Consider the following 23,399-nt stretch of genomic DNA (forward strand, 5'->3'; position numbering starts at 1 on the left):
CTGCCGACGAGCCGGCTGAGACGCCGAAACCCGCACGCCATCACCGTTTCACCGAGGCCTTCGTCCTCCTGGTCCTGCCGGTTCTCGGGCTCTGTCTTTATTTGACGACGGGCAGGCCGGACCTGCCCTCGCAGCCGCTGGAAGCGCGGCTGGAAAACCCTGGCAACGACGTGGCGGTGCTGATCGCCAAGGCGGAACGGCACCTGGCTGAGAAGCCCGATGACGGCAAGGGCTGGGACGTGCTGGCGCCGATCTATTTCCGCACGATGCGCGTCAACGACGCGCAAGTGGCTTATCGCAATGCCATCCGGCTTCTCGGCCCAAGCCCCGTCCGGCTCGATGGCCTTGCCGAGACGCTGATGGCGGTCTCCGACGGCGTGGTGACCGACGAGGCGCGGCAAGTGCTGGAACAGTCGCTGACGCTCGAACCTGACAATCCGCGTGCCCGCTTTTACATCGCCCTCAGCATGGAGCAGGCGGGACGGCCCGATGAGGCGCGCAAGGCCTTCGAGGCACTGGCTAAACAATCGCCCGCCGATGCGCCCTGGCTGCCATTGGTCAACCAGCATATCGCCACGAACGGCGGCGCGCCGGCAGGTGCCAATCCGGCGACCCCCGGTAATCCTACGCAGCAGGATGTGGCGGCGGCCGAGACTATGAGCGCCGGCGACCGGCAGCAAATGATCCGCGGCATGGTCGAGAGCCTCGACGCCAAGCTCAGCGAGGATCCGAACAATTTCGATGGATGGATGCGGCTCGTCCGCTCTTACGCCGTATTGAACGACAAGGATCGTGCCGCCGGTGCTCTGAAGCGCGGGCTTGCGGCCTTTCCGCCGCCCGGCGAACAGGGCAGGCAATTGCTGGCGCTTGCCAGGGAACTCGGCATAGCCACGGAGGAAGCGACGCAATGACGCGCAAGCAGAAGCGCCTGGCGGTGATTGCGGGCGGCATGGGCTTCATCCTCGCCGCCGTGCTGCTGGTCATGTTCGCCTTCAGCCAGTCGGTCGCCTATTTCTACATGCCGGCCGATCTCGCCAAGACGCCGGTGGCGCCGGAAACCCGCATCCGCCTCGGCGGGCTGGTCGGCGAGGGCAGTGTCGTGCGCGGCACCGGCTCGACGGTGGAATTTGCCGTCACCGACGGCAGCACCAATGCCGTGAAGGTCAAATATACCGGCATCCTTCCCGATCTCTTCCGCGAGGGCCAGGGCGTCGTCACCGAAGGCATGTTTGCCGCTGGAACGAACGTCTTCGTCGCCGACACCGTGCTTGCCAAGCATGACGAGACCTATATGCCGAAGGACGTGGCCGACAGGCTCAAAGCCCAGGGGCTGTGGAAGGAAGGCCAAGGCCAGGAAGGTCCTGGGAAGCAAGGCCCAGGAAAGGAAAGCCAAGCGCAGGAAGTGAAGGCGACGCAATGATCATCGAGATCGGCCATTACGCGCTGGTGCTGGCGCTCGCCACGGCGCTCATCCTTTCCATCGTGCCGGTGATCGGAGCCCGTCGTCACGACCGGGCGATGATGGATGTGGCGACGATCGGTTCGCTGGCGATGTTTGCGCTTGTCACCTTCTCCTTCGCCGTGCTGACCTATGCACATGTCGTCTCGGATTTCTCGGTCGAGAACGTCTGGGAGAATTCGCATTCACTGGTGCCGCTGCTCTATAAATATTCCGGCGTCTGGGGCAATCACGAGGGATCGATGATGCTCTGGCTGTTGATCCTGACGCTGTTCAGCGCGCTGGTCGCCGTCTTCGGCCGCAATCTGCCGGAGACGCTGAAGGCCAATGTATTGGCCGTGCAGGCCTGGATTTCGGTCGCCTTCACGCTGTTCATTCTTTTGACCTCCAATCCCTTCCTCCGTCTCGATCCGGCGCCGGCCGAGGGCCGCGATCTCAATCCGGTTCTTCAGGATGTCGGCCTCGCGATCCACCCGCCGCTGCTTTATCTCGGTTATGTCGGCTTCTCCGTCTGCTTCTCCTTTGCCGTCGCGGCCCTCCTGGAAGGGCGCATCGACGCCGCCTGGGCACGCTGGGTGCGGCCCTGGACGCTGGCGGCCTGGACCTTTCTGACGCTTGGCATCGCCATGGGCTCCTACTGGGCCTATTACGAGCTCGGCTGGGGCGGCTGGTGGTTCTGGGACCCGGTGGAAAACGCCTCCTTCATGCCGTGGCTCGCCGGCACCGCACTGCTGCATTCGGCGCTCGTCATGGAAAAGCGCGAGGCGCTGAAGATCTGGACGGTACTGCTCGCGATCCTCACCTTCTCGCTGTCACTGATGGGCACCTTCCTGGTGCGCTCCGGCGTGCTGACCTCTGTGCATGCCTTTGCCAGCGACCCCTCCCGCGGCGTCTTCATTCTCTGCATCCTGCTGATCTTCATCGGTGGGGCGCTGTCGCTCTTTGCCTTCCGCGCGCCGAAGCTGTCGGCAGGCGGGCTGTTTGCGCCGATCTCGCGCGAAGGCGCGCTTGTCGTCAACAATCTGATCCTGACGGTCGCCTGCGGCACGGTGCTGACGGGCACGCTCTATCCGCTGCTGTTGGAAACGCTGACCGGCGACAAGATTTCCGTTGGAGCGCCCTTCTTCAACCTGACCTTCGGCCTGCTGATGGCGCCGCTGATCGTCATCGTGCCCTTCGGGCCGATGCTTGCCTGGAAGCGCGGCGATCTGCTCGGTGCCCTGCAGCGGCTCTATGTCGTCGCAGGTCTGGCCTTCCTTGCCGCGCTGGCCTTCTTCTATATCGAACATGGCGGGCCGGTGCTTTCGGTGCTCGGCCTCGCTGCCGGGCTGTTCCTCATCTTCGGTGCGATCGCCGATCTCTGGTACCGCGCCGGCATCGGTAAGGTCGCGGGAAGCCTTGCCTGGCGCCGGCTTTCCGGCCTACCGCGCTCGGCCTTCGGCACCGCACTTGCCCATGCCGGGCTCGGCGTCACCGTGCTCGGCATCGTCGCGGTTACGACGTTTGAGACGGAGCACGTCATCGAGATGAAGCCGGGGCAGGTGACCGAGGCCGGCGGTTACAGCCTGCATTTCGACGGCATGCAGCCGGGGACCGGGCCGAACTATACCGAGGACCGCGGCCACTTCACCATCCGGCGCGCCGGTGTCGCAGTTGCCGATACCTGGTCGGCCAAGCGCCTCTACACTGCCCGCCAGATGCCGACGACGGAGGCCGGCATCCTGACCTTCGGGCTCAGCCAGCTCTATGTTTCCCTGGGTGACGCCACCAAGGACGGTGGTATCGTCGTGCGCATCTGGTGGAAGCCGTTCATTCTCTGCATCTGGGGCGGAGCGGTGTTCATGGCCTTCGGAGGCCTCGTCTCGCTCAGCGACCGGCGCCTGCGTGTCGGCGCGCCGCGCCGCAAGGCGAAGCCGGCAGCTCCCGCAATGGAGCCGGCGGAATGATGCGGCGTCTGCTCCTGGCTGTCGTTGTGGTGCTGATGGCAGCCCCCGCCTTTGCCGTCAATCCGGACGAGGTGCTGGCCGATCCGGCGCTCGAAGCGCGCGCCCGCGCCCTTTCGGCGGAACTGCGCTGCATGGTCTGCCAGAACCAGTCGATCGACGATTCCAACGCCGATCTGGCCAAGGACTTGCGCCTGCTGGTGCGCGAGCGCATCTCCGATGGCGATAGCGACGAGGCAGTGCTGAACTATATCGTCTCGCGCTACGGCGAGTTCGTGCTGTTGAAGCCGCGTGTCAGCATGAAGACGGTGCTGCTCTGGGGTGCGCCGGTGCTGCTGGTCCTTGCCGGCGGGCTGTCATTGTTGGTCTTTGCGCGCAAGAGGGCCGGCAAGCCGACCGGCAGCAAGCTGACGGCAGACGAGCAGGCGAAGCTGAGCGAGCTTCTGAAGAAATAATCGACCAGGCTGAGCCGGCAGCCGGGCATTTCTGGCCGCCAGAGGCCGGCGGCACGTTTGGCCGAAAGCAAATCTTGCAAACATTACGAACTTTTCATTGGCCGGACAGTTCGCAGTAAGGTGCGGCGTCCTATATCTTTCGTCATCGACTGATCCGGCGTCGCCGGTCTGAAGATCTAAGAACAAGAGAAGGTGCTCCAATGCTCAAGAATTTCAACGGACGTCCGTCCCTCGCTACTGTGCTCAAGGCTTCTACCGTCGCCGGTATCGCAGCCGCTGTGCTCGCAACCGGCGTTCCGCTCGAAATCACCCGGTCTTATGCCGAAGCTGTCAAGGTTCAGGCGCCTGCCGTTCCGAGCTTCGCCAATGTCGTCGACGCCGTTTCGCCGGCCGTCGTTTCCGTCCGGGTCGAAAACCGCGTCAATCCCGTCTCCGACAACAACAATGACGGCTTCTCCTTCGATTTCAACGGCCGCGGCTTCGACGACCTTCCCGATGATCATCCGCTGAAGCGGTTCTTCAAGCAGTTCGGCCAGGATCCGAATGATCAGCAGGGCCATTCCAGGCGCTTCGGCCAGAACGGCCCGAATGGTGGTCCGGGCGGCAAGGGTCGCCTCCGCCCCGTCGCCCAGGGCTCCGGCTTCTTCATCTCCGAGGACGGCTATATCGTCACCAACAACCACGTCGTTTCTGATGGCCAGGCCTTCGTCGCTGTCACGAATGACGGCACCGAGCTCGATGCCAAGCTGATCGGCAAGGATCCGCGCACCGACCTCGCCGTGCTGAAGGTCGACGGCAAGGGCAAGAAGTTCACCTACGTCAACTGGGCAGACGACAACAACGTCCGCGTCGGCGACTGGGTCGTTGCCGTCGGCAACCCCTTCGGCCTCGGCGGCACGGTCACAGCCGGCATCGTCTCGGCTCGCGGCCGCGATATCGGCTCCGGTCCTTATGACGATTACCTGCAGGTGGATGCCGCCGTGAACCGCGGCAACTCCGGCGGTCCGACCTTCAATCTCAGCGGCGAAGTCGTCGGCATCAACACCGCGATCTTCTCGCCGTCGGGCGGCAGCGTCGGCATCGCCTTCGCCATTCCCGCCTCGACCGCCAGGGACGTCGTTGCCGATCTGATGAAGGACGGCCAAGTCTCGCGTGGCTGGCTGGGTGTGCAGATCCAGCCGGTGACCAAGGATATCGCCGAATCTATCGGTCTCTCCGAGCCGAGCGGCGCCCTTGTCGTCGCCCCGCAGGCCGGATCGCCGGGTGACAAGGCCGGCATGAAGGCCGGCGACGTCGTCACCGCGCTGAACGGTGAGACGATCAAGGATGCGCGTGATCTCAGCCGCCGCATCGGCGCGATGCAGCCGGGCAGCAAGGTCGAGCTTTCAGTCTGGCGCGCCGGCAAGGCCCAGCCTCTCACCGTCGAACTCGGCACGCTGCCGATCGACCAGAAGGATGCGTCTGCCGATGACAACAATCAGCCGCAGCAGCCTGAGGCACCGGCTTCCGAAAAGGCGCTTGCCGATCTCGGCCTGACGGTCGGCCCGTCTGACGACGGCAAGGGCCTGGCGATAACAGACATCGATCCGAACTCCGACGCCGCTGACAAGGGCATCAAGGAAGGCGAAAAGATCACCTCGGTCAACAACCAGGAGGTCTCCAGCGCCGACGATATCGTCAAGGTGCTGAACCAGGCAAAGAAGGACGGGCGCACCCGCGCGCTCTTCCAGATACAGTCCAATGAAGGAAGCCGTTTCGTAGCGCTTCCGATCAACGGCCAGGGCTGATCCTCAAGACAACACGAGCCGTGCAGACGTAGCTCCGCGCGGCTCGATTCTTCTGCCTTTTGAAGGATGATCACGATGAGCGCCGCCCCGCAGGAAGATGCTTTGAGCCTTGCCGAAACGCAGCCGGCGGGTAATGTCGGCCGCATGAAGATTCTCATCATCGAAGATGATCTCGAGGCTGCCGCCTACCTCACGAAAGCCTTTCGCGAGGCGGGTATCGTTGCCGATCACGCCAGCGACGGCGAGAGCGGCCTGTTCATGGGGTCGGAAAATACCTACGACGTCATCGTCATCGACCGCATGCTGCCGCGCCGGGACGGGCTTTCCGTCATCAGCGAGTTGCGCCGCAAGGCCATCCATACGCCGGTCCTCATCCTCTCGGCGCTCGGCCAGGTCGATGACCGCGTGACCGGTCTTCGCGCCGGCGGCGACGACTACCTGCCGAAGCCCTATGCCTTCAGCGAGTTGCTGGCGCGCGTCGAGGTGCTCGGCCGCCGCAAGGGCACGCCGGATCAAGACGTCGTCTATCGCGTCGGCGATCTCGAACTCGACCGGCTCTCCCACGAAGTGCGCCGCGGCGGCAAGGAGATCCCGCTGCAGCCGCGCGAATTCCGCCTGCTGGAATATCTGATGAAGAATGCGGGCCAGGTGGTGACCCGCACCATGCTGCTCGAAAATGTCTGGGACTATCACTTCGACCCGCAGACCAACGTCATCGACGTTCATGTCTCGCGCCTGCGCTCGAAGATTGAAAAGGACTACAACCAGCCGCTCCTGAAGACCATTCGCGGCGCGGGGTACATGATCAAGGATGAGGGATGAGCCGTTTCAGGGTCCTCTTCAAGTCCACAGCAGTCCGCCTTTCGGCACTCTACATTCTCCTTTTCGCCATCTGCGCCGCGACGCTCGTCTTCTATGTGACGGCGATGTCGGAGCGGCTGCTGACGGGCCAGATCCGCGACGCCGTCAGGCAGGAGGTGGAGCAGGTGCAGCGCGCCTATGACACCGGTGGCATGAACCTTCTCCTGCGCACGATGGAGCGGCGTGCACGCCAGCCTGGAGCCAACCTCTACATCATCGCCGGTCCCTCCGGCGATATTCTCGCCGGCAACGTCGCCTCGGTGCAGCCGGGTGTCTTCGAGGAGATCGGCTGGACCTCCGCGCCCTTCGGCTACCAACGCTATACTGACGGCGGGGGTGTCGAGCGCCGCCACAAGGCAATCGCCAATATTTTCGTGCTCGACAATGGCCTCAGAATCCTGATCGGCCGCGACCTCGGCGACCCCGAGCGTTTCCGTCTGCTGGTGCGCCAGGCGCTGATGGTGGCCTTGGCGATCATGGGGCTCGGCGCCATCATCATCTGGTTCGGCATCGGCCGCAACGCGCTGAAACGCATCGACCGCATGTCGGATGCCAGCAAGAAGATCATGGCCGGCGACCTGTCGCAGCGCCTGCCGGTGGGCGGATCCGGCGATGAATTCGACCGCTTGTCGATGTCGCTGAATACCATGCTGGAGCGCATCGAGAAGCTGAACGAGGGACTGCGGCAGGTCTCCGACAACATCGCCCACGATCTGAAGACGCCGCTGACGCGGCTGCGCAACAAGGCGGTCGATGCGCTGGATATCGCCGATGGAGAGGCGCGGCGCACGGCGCTGGAAGGCATCATTTCCGAATCGGACCAGTTGATCCGCACCTTCAACGCGCTGTTGATGATCTCCCGCGTCGAGGCCGGGTCGGTCGCCGCCGAGATGTCGCCGGTGGAGCTTTCGGCCATCGTCGCCGACAGCGCCGAGCTTTACGAGCCGGCGGCGGAGGAGGCCGGGCTCGGCCTCAGCTCCAGCATCGAGCCGGATGTCGAGGTGCAGGGCAATCGAGAGCTGATCGGCCAGGCAATCTTCAATCTGCTCGACAATGCCATCAAATATTCCTCCGATACGGAAGGGGCGGGCAAGGTATCGCTGAAGCTTTCCCGCCGCCCGGATGGCATCTGCCTTTCGGTGGCCGACCATGGACCGGGCGTTCCGGCCGACAGGCGCGACGACGTGGTGAAGCGCTTCGTCCGCCTCGATGAAAGCCGTTCGAAGCCCGGCACGGGGCTAGGGCTTTCGCTGGTCGAAGCGGTGATGGAGCTGCACAACGGCCGGTTGGAGCTCTCCGACACCGATCCCGACAAACCCGAAAAGCGCGGATTGACCGTCAGCATGATCTTCCCCGCCAAGGCTGCCTGAGCTTTTTCAGCCGAAATACGATCGGTTGAATCGTATATTGGCGGTTTGCCGCCAAGACCCTAGTTTAATGCCGGTCGAAGGAGGCGTTCCCGCAATTCTGCGTGGTCGGTTTCCTTCGGCGCAGCAATTCAAAGTGTTACAGCATCCTTTGCGGCTCTCGAAAAGACGCGCGGCGCTGTAAAGCAGGGAGAGCGCATGCTGACGAAATCGACGCATGGCCTGAAGGATGTGGCCGAAGGGCTGCTGCGTCCGCTGAACCAGACGGAGTTGAAGCTGGCGCTGGCCGACCTTCAGGAGGCCGGCAGGAGCGAGCCGTCGGTGGCTGCGATGCTGAAGACCGAAGGCCCGCTTCGCGACTTCATTGCGGCCGTGCTGACGCTTTCGCCTTATCTGCGCGAAATCGTCAATCTCGATCCCGCCATCCTCGCCGGCGCCGTCACCCAGCCGCTGGAGCCGCAGATCGAGGCGCTGGTCGCCGAGGCGCGGCGCTGCTGGCGGCCAGACGAGGAGGGGGCTGCACCTGCCGAATCCGTAGTGATGAGCAGGCTGCGCATCATCAAGCGCAAGGTGGCCTTCCTCGTCGCACTCGCCGATCTTGCGCGCATCTTCGACGGCCGGGCGACGACGGCGTGGCTGAGCCAGCTTGCCGAAGCGTCGGTTGCCGCCGCGATCGACCATCTGCTGCTTTCGGCGCATGAGGGTGGAAAGCTCAGGCTGCGGGATCTGGCGGCGCCGAGCGAAGGGTCCGGGCTGATCGTGCTCGGCATGGGCAAACTCGGCGCAAGCGAACTCAACTATTCCTCCGATATCGACCTCGTCGTCTTCTTCGACGAACAGGCGGGCATCGTGCCCGACCCGGATGATGCGATCGAGGTCTTCCCGAGGATGATGCGCCGGCTGGTGCGCATCCTGCAGGAGCGGACAGCCGATGGCTACGTCTTCCGCACCGATCTCAGATTGCGACCCGATCCCGGTTCGACGCCGCTGGCGATCCCGGTCGATGCGGCGATGATCTATTACGAGGGCAGGGGCCAGAACTGGGAACGGGCGGCTTTCATCAAGGCGCGCGCCGTTGCCGGCGACCTCAAGGCTGGCGGCGATTTCCTGCGCGGGCTCGCCCCTTTCGTCTTCCGCAAATATCTCGATTACGCGGCGATTGCCGATATCCATTCGATCAAGCGGCAGATCCATGCGCATAAGGGCCACGGCGCCATCGCGGTCAAGGGCCACAACGTCAAGCTCGGCCGCGGCGGCATTCGCGAGATCGAATTCTTCGTCCAGACGCAGCAGCTGATCGCCGGCGGCCGCATGCCGGCATTGCGTGGCAGGGCGACGGAGGAGACGCTCGGTGAACTCACCAAGGCGAAATGGATCGACGCGGAGACCCGCGACGAACTGACGGAGGCCTATTGGTTCCTGCGCGATGTCGAGCATCGCATCCAGATGGTGCGCGACGAGCAGACCCACCTGCTGCCGGAGACGGATGCCGACCTGAAGCGCATCGCCTTCATGATGGGCTTTTCCGACACGCCGAGCTTCTCCGAACGGCTGGTCGGCATGCTGAAGACGGTCGAGCGGCGTTATGCCCACCTCTTCGAGCAGGAGAGCAGGCTTTCCACCGACACCGGAAATCTCGTCTTCACCGGTCAGGGCGACGACCCGGATACGCTGGAGACGTTGAAGAGGCTCGGTTTTACCAGACCGTCCGATATTTCCCGCATCATCCGCACCTGGCACTACGGCCGCTACCGCGCGACGCAATCGGTCGAGGCGCGTGAAAGGCTGACGGAACTGGCGCCGCAGCTCTTGCGGGTCTTCGGCGAAAGCAAACGTGCCGACGAGGCGCTGCTGCGCTTCGACAGCTTCATCTCCGGCCTTCCCTCCGGCATCCAGCTGTTCTCGCTGCTCGGCAGCAACCCGGCGCTGTTGTCGCTGATCGTCAACATCATGTCCTCGGCACCCCGGCTTGCCGAGGTGATCGCCGCCAAGCCGCATGTCTTCGACGGCATGCTCGATCCCGGCCTGATGGCCGAGCTGCCGACGCGCGACTATCTCGGCGAACGGCTGAAGGGCTCGCTTGCCCAGGCGCGCCACTATGAAGAGGTGCTCGACCGGCTGCGCATCTTCGCCGCCGAGCAGCGCTTCCTGATCGGCATCCGCCTGCTCACAGGCGCGATCAACGGCGTGATGGCCGCACGCGCCTTTACCCATCTCGCCGACCTTGTCATTGCGGCGGCACTTGATGCCGTGGTGGGCGAGATGCGGGCAGCACACGGCGACTATCCTGGCGGGCGCATCGCGGTCGCCGGCATGGGCAAGCTCGGCAGCTTCGAGCTGACGGCCGGTTCCGACGTCGATCTGATCCTGCTCTATGATTATGACGATGCGGCTTCCGAATCCGACGGGCCGAAGCCGCTCGATGCGACGCGTTACTTCACCCGCATCACCCAGAGACTGATGGCCGCCTTGTCGGCGCCGACCGCCGAAGGCGTGCTCTATGAGGTCGACATGCGGCTGCGCCCATCCGGCAACAAGGGGCCGGTCGCCACCCGCATCAATGCCTTCGGCAAGTATCAGCGCGAAGAGGCATGGACCTGGGAACATATGGCGCTCAGCCGCGCCCGGCTGATTTGCGGCAATGAGAGCCTGATCGCCGAGGCGGAACTTATCGTGCGCGAGGTGCTGTCGGCCGATCGCGACATCGCCAAAGTGGCGCATGATGTCGCCGAAATGCGCGAACTGATCGACAAGGAAAAGCCGTCCTCCGGCCCGTGGGACCTGAAGCTCATTCCCGGCGGCGTCATCGATCTCGAATTCATCGCCCAGTATCTCGCGCTGATCGCGCCAACCAAGGGCGTCGGTATTGCCGTCAATGGCATGAGCACCGGCGAGGCTCTGAAGGTGCTGGGCGACCGACTGATGGCAACGGCTGATCTCGACACATGCCTCGAGGCCTTTGCCCTTTATACCAACCTTTCGCAGCTGATCCGCCTGTCCATCGATGGCCTGTTCGATCCGGAGGACGCGCCAGCGGGTCTCGTCGAACTCGTCTGCCGCGCCGGTGACTGCCCTGACATCAGGACGCTGGAAGGAGAGGTAAAGCGGCTTTCGAAAGCGGTTCGGAAAATATTCCTGGATGCCGTGAAGGCATGATCTCAAATCAGATCGAACGACCGCGGGATATCTCGATATAGCCTGTCGGAATCGCGTTCAGCCAGTCGTCTTCAAGGCGGATTAGCGATGGAGAACACCAATGACGATTACCATCACCGCCTTTGAACGGTCGCCCGATCGCGGCAGGGGGCTGGCGCGTGACATGCGCGTTCGCTGGGCGCTCGAAGAAGTGGGCCAGCCTTATGACGTTCGTCTTGTTTCTTTCAAGACGATGAGAGAACCCGCGCATCTGGCGCTTCAACCTTTCGGGCAGATCCCGACCTATGAGGAAGGCGATCTCGCTTTATTCGAGTCCGGCGCCATCGTCTTCCATATCGGCGAGCGCCATGCGGGCCTGCTGCCGGACGATGCGAATGCCAGGGCACGCGCGCTCACATGGATGTTTGCCGCGCTCAACACGGTGGAACCACCGATCTTCGACCGCGCTCTCGTCACGATCCTCGAACGCGACAAGCCTTGGTACGACCAGCGCCTTTCTTCCCTCGAGGCCAGCATCCGGAAACGGCTGGGCGATCTTTCCCGTCGCCTTGGCGACGCCGACTGGCTCGATGGTGCGTTCAGCGCCGGCGACTTGCTGATGGTGACGGTGCTTCTCAGGTTGAAAGGATCAGGCATACTGGAGGAATATCCGAACCTCTCCGCCTATGTCGCCCGGGCCGAAGCTCGGCCGGCATACAAGCGTGCTTTCGCGGCTCAATTGGCGGTTTTCACCGCCGCATCGGACGGCTGACGAAGGTCGGCTCTGGTCGTGACCCTGGATCGCCGATTACTCTGAGACCGCTTGCTAAATAAAATGGAGCGGCAAGGTCTCTGTGTAAACTTCCAGACCTTGCCGCGGCTGTTCTTCGGGATGCACTGGTGATCCAGCGCAAATCCGTGAATTCGGCGATACCCGCTTTTCCGCCAACGTGCCCAATTCCGGCCGGCTTTACACCACCAAGGGGCATTTGTGCCTCGTCATGTACGGTGGGATCGTTCATGTGGCGGATACCTGTATCGATGCGGCCCGCAACCTGCACGCTCGTGCAACATCACGACCAAAGACGGCTGCAGACAACCCGTACTCGATATCATTGGCGAGGATGACAGCTTCATCTACCCTAGATCGAGATTACAGGTTGTTCTTTCTTCAAGGAATCCGGGGGCGCCAACGACTTTCCGGCTTAGCTCGTCGGCCCGGACGGCGTCGCTTCGAGCTTGAAGGTTACGCGGATGACCTTGTCGAGCCATTCACCCTTTCCGTCATTCTGCACGCCAAGTCCAAGGGCCAGACGATCCAGTTCCGCCGTGCCGGCAACGATGGCCCGTCCCGCCCCGTCGCGCTGCATCGTAAACGGGACCGACACGGGCACCGTCACACCGCGGACAAGGGCATTGCCCTTGCCGAAATAGGCCTCGTCCGCCGTTTCGAAATGGTCGAGCACAACCTCCACCAGCGGATGGGTGGCCGTCTGCAGGCCGTCGTCGCCGCCGATATTCGGCCTGACGAATGAATTATCGAAATCGATGGAGGCGGCATCTATGGCAATCCGCGCCTTGGCGGCGCCAAGATTGTCCGGATCGAATTCGATGAATGCGTCCCATTTTCCGATCGTGCCGGCAGTCGGCGTTCCGGAAAAATTGATCGTGTAGGTCAGTGCAGACTTCGTTTTATCGATCACCCAGCCGGATGGCGATGCTTCAGTCGATCCAAGGTCCGCGGCATTGACGGATGCAGCGCCGCCCGTTCTGGAGATCAACAATCCGCCGCCGATAAAGCACAGTGCCAGAACGACGGAGACCAGCACGCCGATTGCGGAGGAGGGCATCCGGCGCAGCCAGCCGACAGGTATCATTCGCGAAAAGGAGGGCATCCGGTCGATCACCGAATGCTTGAGCGCCCCGGCCACATGCAGAACCAGAAGCAACCCGAAACCATAGGCCAGAATGACATGCGCATTCTCGGACGCTGCCTCAACCGTTGCGCGCATCCAGACCGGAATGGGCAGATGTGGCCAGACCAGGGTATCGGAGAGAAACAGAAGGGTGGGAATGCCTGTAGAGGACGCCGACACCAGCAGCCAGCCGGTCAAAGGCACGACCAGCATCAGCGCATAGAACAGTGCATGGACGATGCCGGCCGCGACCTGTTCCGCCCGTCTCATCGGCGCATGCGCGGGCGGCGTGTGGAACAGGCGCCAGGCGATGCGGGCGATCGTCAAGGTTAGGACCGCGATGCCGAACGTCTTGTGCCACTGGAACATCGCAAAACGCAGCGTATCTGGAACGCTCTCCACGCGGCTCATCAGAAAACCCATGGCAAGCTGGGTCAGGATGAGCGCAGCGATGAGCCAGTGCAGAATCATTGCACCCATACTGTAGGCCCGGACCGAATGTGTAGCTGACATGGGTGACTTCCAGTCGTCTCAATGGGAACGCAAAGGAGCCGGCGCAACCCGACGATGTCGGGCTGCACCGGCAACGAACACCTACTGAGCGACGAACTCGGTTTCGATCGTCAGTTTGACGTCGTCGCTGACAGGACCGACCAAAGCGGCGACGCCGAAATCGGAGCGCTTGATCACGCCGGTTGCTGAAAAGCCGACGGTCGGCTTCTTGGACATCGGGTGCGGGTTGAGCGCTGCGTTCAGGGTAACGTCGAGCGTGACGGGCTTGGTGACGCCGTGGAACGTCAGGTCACCGGTGACGGTTCCGGTCTTGCCGTCCTTGACGTCGATGGCCGTGGAACCGAAAGTGATCTCGCTGAACTTGGCCGCATCAAAGAACATCTCACCGGCAATCTCTGCATCAAAGCTCTTGTCGCTTGCCGGATAGTTTGTGCTGACCGAAGCCGGATCGATGGTTGCCGTCAGTTTCGACTTCGTAACGTCCGCAGGGTCGAGCTCGAGCGTCGCGGAAATCTTGTCGAAGCGGCCGATATAGTTGGAAAGGCCGAAATGGACGACGCTCCACAGAACGTTGGTATGGGTCACATCCGCCCGGTAGGTGCCGGTAGGAACATCGATCGTTTGCGCATATGCAGTGGAGGACGCAAGTGCCAGGACACCGGCAACGAGGGCGGACTTAATGGAAAACATCGCTGATCCTTGAATTGTTTTGACAGCACATTGCGTGCAGCGTTTCCCTAGCGGGTGCTCAGCCCTCCCGAAACAGCGACGAACTGTTCGACATTTGTTGACAATCACTTGAAGTACGATAAGCCTATGTTTAAAAAAGACAAATTCACGAGATCAAGAAGTAGCAATGAAAAGTGAGGACGGCGTGATCGCCGTTTTTGCGCTGCTTTTCTGAGAGCCGGTCCGCGTCAGCCGCTGGCCGGACTTCAAACCTGACATGCAGTGCAACCTGCTGTCGTTGCCATCACAAAAGTGGGCGATGGCAAGATTGCCGTCTGATGGCATCACTCAACGTCGACCCGCAATGAAAGGCTGTGGCTGCCAGCTAGCTGTGAAGACCAGTCAGGGGCCGGGATGAGCGCATCATTCCGGCCCTTTGTCCGACACCTAAATATCGTCGGGAATGCGCAGCGAGATCACGGTGCCGACCGCTTCGCGTGAGCGGATCTTCATGCGGCCGCCATGCAGCAAGGTCAGCGAGCGGGAGATGGCGAGCCCGAGGCCGGAGCCGCCCTTGCTCTTTGCATACTGGCTCTGCACCTGCTCGAAGGGCTGGCCGATCTTCGACAGCGCCGAGCGTGGAATGCCGATGCCGGTGTCGGCGATGGTGACGAAGACGGCGCCGTCGACGCGGCGGGTGCGCACGGCGATCCGGCCGCCATTGTCGGTGAACTTTACCGCATTGGAGAGCAGGTTGAGCAGCACCTGCTTCATCGCCCGGCGGTCGGCCATCAATGTCAGGCCGGAGCAGATGCGCTGTTCGATGACGATGTTCTTTTCAGCCGCGGGCATGGCGGTGAAGCGCAGGCTTTCCTCGATCAGCGGCACAAGATCGATGCGCTCGCAATGCAGCCTGACATGGCCGGCTTCGATCTTCGACATGTCGAGAATGTCGTTGATGACGTTGAGCAGATGTTTGCCGCTGTCATGGATATCGCGGGCATATTCGTCATATTTCAGCGAGCCGAGCGGCCCGAACATCTGGTTCTGCAGAATTTCCGAGAAGCCGAGGATGGCGTTGAGCGGCGTGCGCAGCTCATGCGACATGTTGGCGAGGAATTCCGATTTCGCCTTGTTGGCGGCCTCGGCGCGTTCCTTCTCCGCCTGGTAGTTGGCGTTGGCCGTCGAAAGCTCGGACTTCTGGATCTCCAGCGTCTGGCGCGAGGCGGACAGATCGCCGATGGTCGCCATCAGCCGGCGCTCGGATTCACGCAGCCGCTCCTGATGGCGTTTCATCAGCGTGATGTCGGTTCCGACCGAGACCCTGCCGCCGTCGCGGGTGCGCCGCTCGTTGATCTGCAGCCAGCGCTCGTCGGCAAGCTGCACCTCCGTCGTACGCGAATAACCGGAGCCGTCGGCATCGGAAATCCGCCGTTCGATGACAGGCCGGGCGGCGGCGGCATTGACGGTCGAGCGCTCGGTGCCGGGCACGAGCACGCTGTCCGGTAGGCCATAGGCCTGCTGGAAATGCGTGTTGCACATGACCAGCCGATCGTTCTTGTCCCAGAGCACGAAGGCTTCCGAGGTGCATTCGATGGCGTCGGCCAAGCGCTGGTCGGCTTCTGCGTAGCGCTGGGCGAGCCGATGCTGTTCGGTCACGTCCATGGCGATGCCGATCAGGTGCATACGGCCGGAATTGCTGCGGATCACCTGGGCACGCGCCCGCATCCAGACATAGTGGCCGCCGGCATGGCGCATGCGGAAGATCTGATCGACCTGGCCGGAGGCGCCCTTGCCGATGGCGCGCGCGATCTCGTAGAGCCCGCCGTCATCGGGATGCATCAGCCGGGCGGCTTCGCCGAAACCCATCGTCTTGTCGGAACCCGGCAGGCCGAGCATGTCGTACATCGAGCGCGACCAGAAGAATTCGCGGTTCTCGAAATCGAAGTCCCAGAGGCCGCAGCGGCCGCGCGACAGCGCCGTCTCGACGCGCAGGTTCGATTCCACGAAGATATCGTCGGCGTCGCGGGCGCGCTTCACCTGCGTGTAGTAGGCATAGAGGATGACGAGCAGGATGGAGGAGATCCCGGCAAACAGCGTCACGTTGAGCGCCAGTTCCTCGCGCCAGAGCCGGCCGATCTCGTCGAGCGAGGTGGCGGCGACGATATAACCGCCGGCGTTGCCCATCAGCGTGATCTCGGCATAGTGCGGCACGCCGCCGATCGTCGTTTCGATGACGCCGGCGCGATCGCCGAAGCGCCGGATCGCCGAGACCTCGGGGAAGAAATCGCCGACATTGCTGCCAACATGTGAAAGCCCGGCGGTGGTCGCGGCAAAAACCTTGCCGCTTGCCTGCACGAGCAGCACGAAAGCACCGCTGTCCAGCCGGTCCTGCGGCAGGTATTTGGCGAGGCGGGCCTGCGCCCCGGTGATATCGCCGCTGTCGAAGATGTCTGCCGCATCGGCAAACACAGCAGAGGCGGTCGCCGCCGAAAGTGCGGTGGCATGGCGCGCCGAGGCCTCCAGACGCCCATATTCGCTCATCATGCCGAAGAAATGCGAGGCGGCGACGACGGAGAGGAAGGCAACGATCAGCGCCGGGATGGCTCGCTTCAAGACCAGCTCGGCCTTCGGCAGATAACGGAGAAGTGGTTCCGATGTCGCATGGCCCGAAAGGCTGTCGCGCCAGGCTTTCAGCCCGTCAAAATCGACACGCAGCCGTCCTCCGGCCACGGTTGCCCGCCGCACGTCCATCATCTCTTCGCCTTGTCCCTCATGTGATTCGCGCGCCGCTCGCTCGAACCTGACCTAGAGAATCATGGGTGATTCGCCTTGTCCAGAGGCAAAGGTAAAAATCCGTTAACTATTTATAATCCCCGGCTTTTCGAGGTGATTCGAGGTGCTGGGCGACCGGCCGCCGAATTTTTCCTGATGGCCGGTCGAATCAAATTACCCTTTAAGCGTGCGCTCGACGATATCGCGCACGTCGGTCGAAAGATCTGCGGCCCGCTCGATCTCGATCAGCGCCGAGCGGGCGTGATCGGCACGCACGGGTTCGAGCGACCGCCAGGAGCGCATCGAGGTGAGGATGCGGGCGGCAAGCTGCGGGTTGCGCCCGTCGATATCGAGAATCTGATCCGCGAGGAAGCGATAGCCTTCGCCATCGGCGCGGCCGAATCCGGTCGGGTTGGCAAAAGCGAAGGTGCCGACCAGCGACCGCATCCGGTTCGGATTGGTGCGCTTGAAGAGCGGATCGTCCATCAGAGCGCGGACCCGTCCCAGGGTTTTTGCGCCCGGAATGCCGGCCTGGATCGCGAACCATTTGTCGATGACGAGCGCATTTTCCGCGAAGCGGTCACGGAAGGTGGCGAGCGCCTCGCTCGTCTCCGCGCTGTCGGGAAAACGATGGGCGAGGATCGTCAGCGCATGGCTGAGATCGGTCATGTTGTTGGCCGCATCGAAGGCGGCCTTGGCGCGGGCCGGCGTCTCTTCGGCATGCGAAAGGTAGGTGAGGGCGCTATTGCGCAGCGCCCGCAGGCCGGCGCTTTTCGCATCCGGGTTGAAATCGCCTGATGTCGTCATCGCTGCGTAGAGGCCGGCAAAGACATCCTTTCCGGCATCGGCGATCTGTTTCAGGACCGCCTGCCGGCCGGCATGGATGGCATCGGGATCGTTGTTGCCGCCGAGTTCACGGGCGATATCGGATTCGCTCGGCAGAGCCAGCGCCTGGGCGCGGAAGGCAGGCTCGAGGCTCTCGTCGGCGGCGGCGGCAATCAGCGTCTCGACGAAGGTCGCCTCGCAGACCACAGGCTTGCCCTGGCGGGCGTCGCGTGCCGCTTTCAACAGGTTCGGCAGCGCCAGATCGGTCAATGCCTGCCAGCGGGCGAAGTGGTCGGTCTCATGGCGGGCGAGATGGGCAAGATCGGCCGGGCTCTGATCGAAATGCAGGTTGATCGGCGCCGAGAAGCTGCGGTTGATCGAAACGACCGGTCGCGAGCCAACGCCATGGAACACGGCCGTCTGCGTGCGCCCTGTGAGATGCAATACCTCGTCGGCATATTCCGCGCCGTCGACCGAGGTTGGCTCGATCTTGCCGCCGTTTTCGCCAAACAGCGCGAGGCTGAGCGGAATATGCATCGGCTCCTTGCCCGGCTGGTCGGGCGTTGCCGGGATCATCTGTTCGAGCGACAGGGTGAAGCTGCCGGCCGCCGCATCATAGCTGCCCGATGCGGTGACGAGCGGCGTGCCGGCCTGATGGTACCAGAGCGAAAATTGCGTGAGGTCGCGCCCGCTTGCATCCTCGAAGCATTTGACGAAATCCTCGATCGTCACGGCCTCACCGTCATGGCGGTCGAAATAGAGGTCCATGCCTTTCTTGAAGCCGTCCTTGCCGAGCAGCGTCGCGATCATGCGTGTGACTTCGCTGCCCTTTTCATAGACGGTCGTCGTGTAGAAATTATTGATCTCGCGATATGTCGTCGGCCGCACCGGATGGGCGAGCGGGCCGCCGTCCTCCGGGAACTGCTCCGATTTCAGGTGGCGCACTTCGGCGATGCGCTTGACGGCGCGCGAGCGCTGGTCGGAAGAGAATTCGTGGTCGCGATAGACCGTCAGGCCTTCCTTGAGGCACAGCTGGAACCAGTCGCGGCAGGTGATGCGGTTGCCGGTCCAGTTGTGGAAATATTCATGCGCGATGATCGTTTCGATATTGGCATAGTCGGCATCGGTCGCGGTTTCGGGATCGGCAAGGACGTATTTGTCGTTGAAGACGTTGAGGCCCTTGTTCTCCATCGCACCCATGTTGAAGTCGGAGACGGCGACGATCATGAAGATGTCGAGATCGTATTCGCGGCCAAACCTCTCTTCGTCCCACTTCATCGAGCGTTTCAGCGCGTCCATGGCATAGGCGGCGCGCGGCTCCTTGCCGTGCTCGACATAGATTTTCAGCACCACCTCACGGCCGGACATGGTCGTGAACGTGTCTTCGACGACGCCGAGATCGCCGGCGACGAGCGCAAAGAGATAGCTCGGTTTCGGATGCGGATCGAACCAGGCGGCGAAATGCTTGCCGGGGCCGTAGCCGGCACCGCCGAGGAAGTTGCCGTTCGACAAAAGCAGCGGGTTGGCGTCCTTGTCGGCAATGATGTTGACCGTGAACGGCGCAAGCACGTCGGGCCGGTCGGGGAAATAGGTGATGCGGCGGAAACCCTCCGCCTCGCACTGCGTGCAGTAGATGCCGCCGGTCCGGTAAAGGCCCATCAGCTTGGTGTTGGCCTCAGGGTTGATGACGGTGGTGATCGTCAGTTCGAAGGGCGCGCTTTCCGGCATGTCGCGCACCGTCAGGCTTTCCGCTGTTGCGTCGTAACGCGAAGGGTCCAGTTCCACTTGGTCTAACAGCAGCCCCGACAGCGTCAGTTCGTCGCCGTCGAGAACGATCGGCGCTGCCGGATCGGTGCCCGGGCGACGATGAAAGATCAGACGCGCCTCGACCTTTGTCTCCGTCGGGTCGAGTTCGAAGGTCAGGTCCACACGTTCCAGCACGAAGTCGGTGGGACGGTAATCTGCCAGATGAATGACCTGGCCGGTATCTGTTCGCATGGTGTTTCCTGAAGACCGTTATTTGATAACCGCGGAATACAGAGGCGGGCGCACTCTGCCATAAATTTTGCCGGGGATGATTACATTAAAGTCTGAACTAAACTTAAAGCAAATTGCCCGCGAACACCAAGTTCGCGGGCAAAATATCTTATCGGAAACGGATGACCGCCGCTGCGGCGACATAGGCGCTACTTCAGGTTGAGGGCGGCTTTGATCGTCGCGTCGTTTTCGGTCTGCTGCACGACGCCGTACCAACCGAGCCCGTCGTAATCCTCGTAGCCAAGTGTGCGCGCGAAGGCGACGATCGAGCCGTTATTGTCGTAGTAGCTGCCTTTCGCCTGACCGGACGGATTGGCGAGCGCGAAATGGGAAAAGAGCAAGGCGGGATTGGTGGTGGCGATCACCCGGCTCTTGCCGTCGAGCAGCATGACCGTCGTTTTTTCCGCCAGCTGTGGCGGCAGGTTGGCCTCCTTCTCGACGATCGCCTGGCCCTGGTTCTGCCAGTCGAAATAGACGCCGAGCGTGCCGATCAGCCGCCCGTCGAGCTTGCCCTCTTTGCGGATGCCGGTGGCATAAACGAGCGCATGCCTGTTGTCGTGGAGCGGGCTCGCTTTGACGTCGTCGACGATATAAGCGTCGCCGGACGAGCAGGCCGACGCCGCGCGGAACCACGGATCGCCGGCAAGGCTCGTGCCGACGATCTTGCGCTGGAACTTGGGATTGGCGGATGCGATCACCTTGCCAGAGAGATCGGTCATGACGAGATCGAGATAGACGGTGTAGAAGCGGTTGATGGCGCCAAGACGCTCCGCCGCAAAGGCGACGGTTTCCCGGCCCGGTTCCTGCAGCGCCTGCCAAAGTGCCGGGTCCGTCGCCCACCAGCGCACATCCGCCGTGCGCTCGAAAAGGTTGCGGACGATGAGCTGCACCAGCGTCTGCGCCAGATCGGTAAGGCGAACGCCCTCCATCTCCTCGACCAGCGAATCGGCCATGGCGCGGCTGAGGCCGATGCGGCCGAGCACGTTGCTTTCGAACCTGCCGGTAATGTCGGTTGCGATCTGTGCCAGCCGCTGCACCTCGTTGGCAACGACGGCGAAGCCCTTTCCGGTCTCGCCGGCTCTGGCTGCCTCGATCAGCGCATTGATCGCCAGCAGCTTGATCTGCTTGACGATGTGGGTGTTGTCGGCGCTGAAGCGCTCGAGGTCGGTGCTGATGCCGTCGGTGACGACGCGCATGGACCGCGGTGTCGCATTCTGCGACTGGGCAATGGTTTCGGCGCTAAGCGGCTTCATCAAATGGGGTCCTGGAAGGAGCGGGCAATTGTTTGTGTGGTGAAGAAAATTTCGAGATCAGCGATAAAAACGATGCTTGCCTATGGTTTTCAATTGGTTAACGGCCAGCCTCGCGAGATGAACATTTTCGGGGTGAATGGCTCAAAACGGGAAATTTCAGAGCGGTGGAGCATAAGCAGCACGGTTGAGCCTGCAGCGGACGGCGTTTTCGTGTTTCTCTCATGTTGCTTGCGGTTTTTTCGCCAATCGGGTTTTTCTTTCGCTACGATGGGTGACGTCACCTGCTGCGTTCCCGAGTCGAACGCGTCTCCCCGTTCCGGTTAAGTCAGTATCAAGAGCCAGGATCATGCACTCGGTTCTCAGAAACCCGATGAGAGGCATTGCGCTGAAAGTCTCGTCGGTCGTGGTCTTCCTGGCCATGCAGACCTTCATCAAGCTGGCGGGCTCAGACATCCCGCCAGGTCAGGTCACCTTCTGCAGGTCGTTCTTCGCGCTTTTCCCGATCATGGCCTATCTGGCCTATAACAGGCAGCTGCGCGCCGCCTTCTACACGGCCAATCCAATCGGTCACCTGAAGCGCGGCACGATCGGCATCTTGTCGATGGCTTTCGGTTTCTACGGCCTGCTGCATCTGCCGCTACCGGAGGCGATCGCGCTCGGCTATGCGTTGCCGCTCGTCGCCGTCATCTTCGCTGCCGTTTTTCTCGGCGAGACCGTGCGCATCTATCGCTGGAGCGCCGTCCTGGTCGGCATCGTCGGCGTCGCCATCGTTTCCTGGCCGAAACTCACGCTGTTTCGCGACGGCGGCATGGAAGCAGAACAGGCCGTCGGCGCGCTCTGCGTGCTGCTCTCGGCCGTTCTCGGCGGCGTGGCGATGATCCAGGTGCGTCGCCTCGTCGAGGAAGAGAAGACGGCGACGATCGTGCTCTATTTCTCGATCACCGCCTCGGTCTTCTCGCTGGCTTCTCTTCCCTTCGGCTGGCTCATCCTGGCATGGCCGACGGCGCTCTATCTGATCGCCGCCGGCTTTTGCGGCGGCGTCGCGCAGATCCTGCTGACGGAAAGTTACCGCCATGCCGACGTTTCCACCATCGCGCCGTTCGAATATACGTCGATCCTGCTCGGCGGCATTGTCGCCTACTTCGTCTTCGGCGACGTGCCGAGCGTGACCATGCTGATCGGCACCGTCATCGTCGTCGCCGCCGGCATCTTCATCATTTATCGCGAGCATCAGCTGGGCATCGAGCAGAGAGAGGCGCGCAAGGCCACGACGCCGCAAGCCTGACGCCTACAAGCGCATATTTATCAAGGTTTTAACGCGGGGATTGCAGCCGCTTGAAAGTTTGCCCGCAAGACGTGAAAACAATGGCGAATTCTTGGGATATCGCCGGCCCATCGTATATGATTGTTGAACATGAGAGACTATCATTTATTCCAAGCTGTGCATGTCTGAATGGCCGCTGATGCCGGAGGAGCTCTCGGTGTCGTTGCTCCGAACGCTGGCCGGCGAGCGGGGGTGGAGAAAAGCATAATGGCATTCACAGCGGAGCAATTGGTAGGGAGCTCTTCCTTTCTGATGAGCATTCGCTTTTTGGCTGGGCAGATGCGCGGCATGTTCGATGCCGGTCCGCGGCTGGCGCGACTGCTTGCCTCCCATCAACGCTGGCTTCTGACCCAGACTGCCTATGCCCTCCACCTGGAACATGATCCGCGCGACCCGACCTCGGGTTTCACCGCCGTTCGGCTGACCGGGCGCATCACCGCGCATAAGGTGGCGAGCCGCAACACCGTGCTCGCTTTCATCGAAGAACTCTATACCTACCGGTTCATAACCCACACGCCCGGCGACGAGCGGCGGCGGCCACGTCATTTCGAGCCGGCTGACGTCAGCCATCAGGGGATGTTTGCCTGGCTTATTTCCAATCTCGGCGCGCTCGATCTGCTCGACGGCGGTCAAAGGGCAGCCTTTTTACAGGCAAATCCATCACTGATGCGGCTCATTCAGCCGCGCATTGCCCGCCATTGCCTCGATGATGCCGCCTGGCGCGAGCCGCCTGAGCAGGTGGCGCTGTTCCTTTGGACGGAAGCCGGCGGCCTCGTCGTCGACAACTTCATCGCCCGGATGGATATGGCAAGCAGCGAGCCGGGCAGATTGCCCGTCGGCCGTGTCGAAACCCGTGCGCTCGCTGCCGATTTCATGATGTCGCGCACCCATCTGCAGCGGCTGCTGGCAAAAGCGGCGCAACGCGGCTGCGTCGGCTGGCAGGACGAGCCGCGCAAGACGCACCTTTGGATATCGCGGGATTTCATCGAGGAATATTGCGCTTGGCAGGCCGTCAAGTTCGCCTATGTCGACGAAGCCTTCGAATGGGCGAAGGCCCAGTTCGAGGAAATGGCCATCTGA

Annotated in this window: 16 protein-coding genes and 1 pseudogene; 11 read left to right on the forward strand and 6 right to left on the reverse strand. The window is 62.3% G+C overall.

What is annotated here, in order from left to right; all coding sequences use genetic code 11:
• The 9 genes from FY112_RS15330 to FY112_RS15370 all read left to right on the forward strand — a co-directional run.
• Nucleotides 1-911: tetratricopeptide repeat protein (locus FY112_RS15330; protein WP_151518765.1), on the forward strand; the 911-nt coding region annotated here is incomplete at its 5' end.
• The gene (ccmE, locus tag FY112_RS15335) at nucleotides 908-1,420 is read left to right on the forward strand and encodes a cytochrome c maturation protein CcmE (RefSeq protein WP_131621998.1); all 513 of its coding nucleotides are present in this window, start codon (nucleotides 908-910) and stop codon (nucleotides 1,418-1,420) included. The genes FY112_RS15330 and ccmE, both read left to right, overlap by 4 nt.
• A complete protein-coding gene (locus tag FY112_RS15340) occupies nucleotides 1,417-3,405 on the forward strand; it encodes a heme lyase CcmF/NrfE family subunit (RefSeq protein WP_151518766.1) in 1,989 nt (662 codons plus the stop codon). Before ccmE ends, FY112_RS15340 begins: the two co-directional genes overlap by 4 nt.
• The gene (locus FY112_RS15345; RefSeq protein WP_131621993.1) at nucleotides 3,402-3,857 is read left to right on the forward strand and encodes a cytochrome c-type biogenesis protein; all 456 of its coding nucleotides are present in this window, start codon (nucleotides 3,402-3,404) and stop codon (nucleotides 3,855-3,857) included. Before FY112_RS15340 ends, FY112_RS15345 begins: the two co-directional genes overlap by 4 nt.
• A gap of 200 nt (nucleotides 3,858-4,057) precedes the next feature.
• Nucleotides 4,058-5,644, forward strand: a complete 1,587-nt coding sequence (locus FY112_RS15350; protein ID WP_094086370.1) for a Do family serine endopeptidase — start codon at nucleotides 4,058-4,060, stop codon at nucleotides 5,642-5,644.
• 75 nt (nucleotides 5,645-5,719) lie between these two features.
• On the forward strand, nucleotides 5,720-6,466 hold the full coding sequence (locus tag FY112_RS15355) for a response regulator transcription factor (protein WP_017959693.1): 747 nt from the start codon (nucleotides 5,720-5,722) through the stop codon (nucleotides 6,464-6,466).
• Nucleotides 6,463-7,875 (forward strand): HAMP domain-containing sensor histidine kinase, encoded by a 1,413-nt coding sequence (locus FY112_RS15360; RefSeq protein ID WP_094086369.1) that lies wholly within the window; start codon nucleotides 6,463-6,465, stop codon nucleotides 7,873-7,875. The genes FY112_RS15355 and FY112_RS15360 overlap by 4 nt, the downstream gene beginning before the upstream one ends.
• Before the next feature lie 195 nt (nucleotides 7,876-8,070).
• Nucleotides 8,071-11,028: a bifunctional [glutamine synthetase] adenylyltransferase/[glutamine synthetase]-adenylyl-L-tyrosine phosphorylase gene (locus FY112_RS15365; RefSeq protein WP_151518767.1), complete on the forward strand. Its 2,958-nt coding sequence runs from the start codon at nucleotides 8,071-8,073 to the stop codon at nucleotides 11,026-11,028.
• Between the two features lie 100 nt (nucleotides 11,029-11,128).
• The gene (locus FY112_RS15370; protein ID WP_094086367.1) at nucleotides 11,129-11,779 is read left to right on the forward strand and encodes a glutathione S-transferase family protein; all 651 of its coding nucleotides are present in this window, start codon (nucleotides 11,129-11,131) and stop codon (nucleotides 11,777-11,779) included.
• 127 nt (nucleotides 11,780-11,906) lie between these two features.
• Here FY112_RS15370 and FY112_RS37795 read toward each other — a convergent pair.
• From FY112_RS37795 to FY112_RS38470, 6 genes and pseudogenes are all read right to left on the reverse strand, one after another.
• A pseudogene (locus FY112_RS37795) lies at nucleotides 11,907-12,145 on the reverse strand (aldehyde dehydrogenase family protein); the annotation flags it as partial.
• 67 nt (nucleotides 12,146-12,212) lie between these two features.
• A complete protein-coding gene (locus FY112_RS15380) occupies nucleotides 12,213-13,436 on the reverse strand; it encodes a cytochrome b/b6 domain-containing protein (RefSeq protein ID WP_151518768.1) in 1,224 nt (407 codons plus the stop codon).
• 81 nt (nucleotides 13,437-13,517) lie between these two features.
• The gene (locus FY112_RS15385) at nucleotides 13,518-14,126 is read right to left on the reverse strand and encodes a YceI family protein (RefSeq protein WP_151518769.1); all 609 of its coding nucleotides are present in this window, start codon (nucleotides 14,124-14,126) and stop codon (nucleotides 13,518-13,520) included.
• A gap of 426 nt (nucleotides 14,127-14,552) precedes the next feature.
• Nucleotides 14,553-16,862, reverse strand: a complete 2,310-nt coding sequence (locus FY112_RS15390; protein ID WP_017959699.1) for an ATP-binding protein — start codon at nucleotides 16,860-16,862, stop codon at nucleotides 14,553-14,555.
• A 192-nt stretch (nucleotides 16,863-17,054) separates the two neighbouring features.
• Nucleotides 17,055-19,703 (reverse strand): aminopeptidase N, encoded by a 2,649-nt coding sequence (gene pepN / locus FY112_RS15395; protein WP_131621983.1) that lies wholly within the window; start codon nucleotides 19,701-19,703, stop codon nucleotides 17,055-17,057.
• 188 nt (nucleotides 19,704-19,891) lie between these two features.
• The gene (locus tag FY112_RS38470) at nucleotides 19,892-20,995 is read right to left on the reverse strand and encodes a methyl-accepting chemotaxis protein (protein ID WP_151518770.1); all 1,104 of its coding nucleotides are present in this window, start codon (nucleotides 20,993-20,995) and stop codon (nucleotides 19,892-19,894) included.
• A gap of 346 nt (nucleotides 20,996-21,341) precedes the next feature.
• On the opposite strand from FY112_RS38470, the gene FY112_RS15410 reads away from it, so the two are divergent.
• Both FY112_RS15410 and FY112_RS15415 read left to right on the forward strand, forming a co-directional pair.
• Nucleotides 21,342-22,280, forward strand: coding sequence for a DMT family transporter (locus FY112_RS15410; protein ID WP_003546796.1), 939 nt, complete (start codon nucleotides 21,342-21,344; stop codon nucleotides 22,278-22,280).
• 246 nt (nucleotides 22,281-22,526) lie between these two features.
• Nucleotides 22,527-23,399, forward strand: a complete 873-nt coding sequence (locus FY112_RS15415) for a hypothetical protein (protein ID WP_151518771.1) — start codon at nucleotides 22,527-22,529, stop codon at nucleotides 23,397-23,399.

Source organism: Rhizobium sp. PEPV16, from assembly GCF_008919455.1.
GTDB lineage: Bacteria > Pseudomonadota > Alphaproteobacteria > Rhizobiales > Rhizobiaceae > Rhizobium > Rhizobium leguminosarum_Q.

Coding starts and splice junctions, on each gene's coding strand:
- FY112_RS15385 (WP_151518769.1), bottom strand. CDS start 14,126: ATGTTTTCCATTAAGTCCGCCCTCGTTGCCGGTGTCCTGGCACTTGCG.
- FY112_RS15380 (WP_151518768.1), bottom strand. CDS start 13,436: ATGTCAGCTACACATTCGGTCCGGGCCTACAGTATGGGTGCAATGATT.
- FY112_RS15355 (WP_017959693.1), top strand. CDS start 5,720: ATGAGCGCCGCCCCGCAGGAAGATGCTTTGAGCCTTGCCGAAACGCAG.
- FY112_RS15345 (WP_131621993.1), top strand. CDS start 3,402: ATGATGCGGCGTCTGCTCCTGGCTGTCGTTGTGGTGCTGATGGCAGCC.
- FY112_RS15365 (WP_151518767.1), top strand. CDS start 8,071: ATGCTGACGAAATCGACGCATGGCCTGAAGGATGTGGCCGAAGGGCTG.
- FY112_RS15370 (WP_094086367.1), top strand. CDS start 11,129: ATGACGATTACCATCACCGCCTTTGAACGGTCGCCCGATCGCGGCAGG.
- FY112_RS38470 (WP_151518770.1), bottom strand. CDS start 20,995: ATGAAGCCGCTTAGCGCCGAAACCATTGCCCAGTCGCAGAATGCGACA.
- FY112_RS15415 (WP_151518771.1), top strand. CDS start 22,527: ATGGCATTCACAGCGGAGCAATTGGTAGGGAGCTCTTCCTTTCTGATG.
- FY112_RS15390 (WP_017959699.1), bottom strand. CDS start 16,862: ATGATGGACGTGCGGCGGGCAACCGTGGCCGGAGGACGGCTGCGTGTC.
- FY112_RS15360 (WP_094086369.1), top strand. CDS start 6,463: ATGAGCCGTTTCAGGGTCCTCTTCAAGTCCACAGCAGTCCGCCTTTCG.
- pepN (WP_131621983.1), bottom strand. CDS start 19,703: ATGCGAACAGATACCGGCCAGGTCATTCATCTGGCAGATTACCGTCCC.
- ccmE (WP_131621998.1), top strand. CDS start 908: ATGACGCGCAAGCAGAAGCGCCTGGCGGTGATTGCGGGCGGCATGGGC.
- FY112_RS15350 (WP_094086370.1), top strand. CDS start 4,058: ATGCTCAAGAATTTCAACGGACGTCCGTCCCTCGCTACTGTGCTCAAG.
- FY112_RS15340 (WP_151518766.1), top strand. CDS start 1,417: ATGATCATCGAGATCGGCCATTACGCGCTGGTGCTGGCGCTCGCCACG.
- FY112_RS15410 (WP_003546796.1), top strand. CDS start 21,342: ATGCACTCGGTTCTCAGAAACCCGATGAGAGGCATTGCGCTGAAAGTC.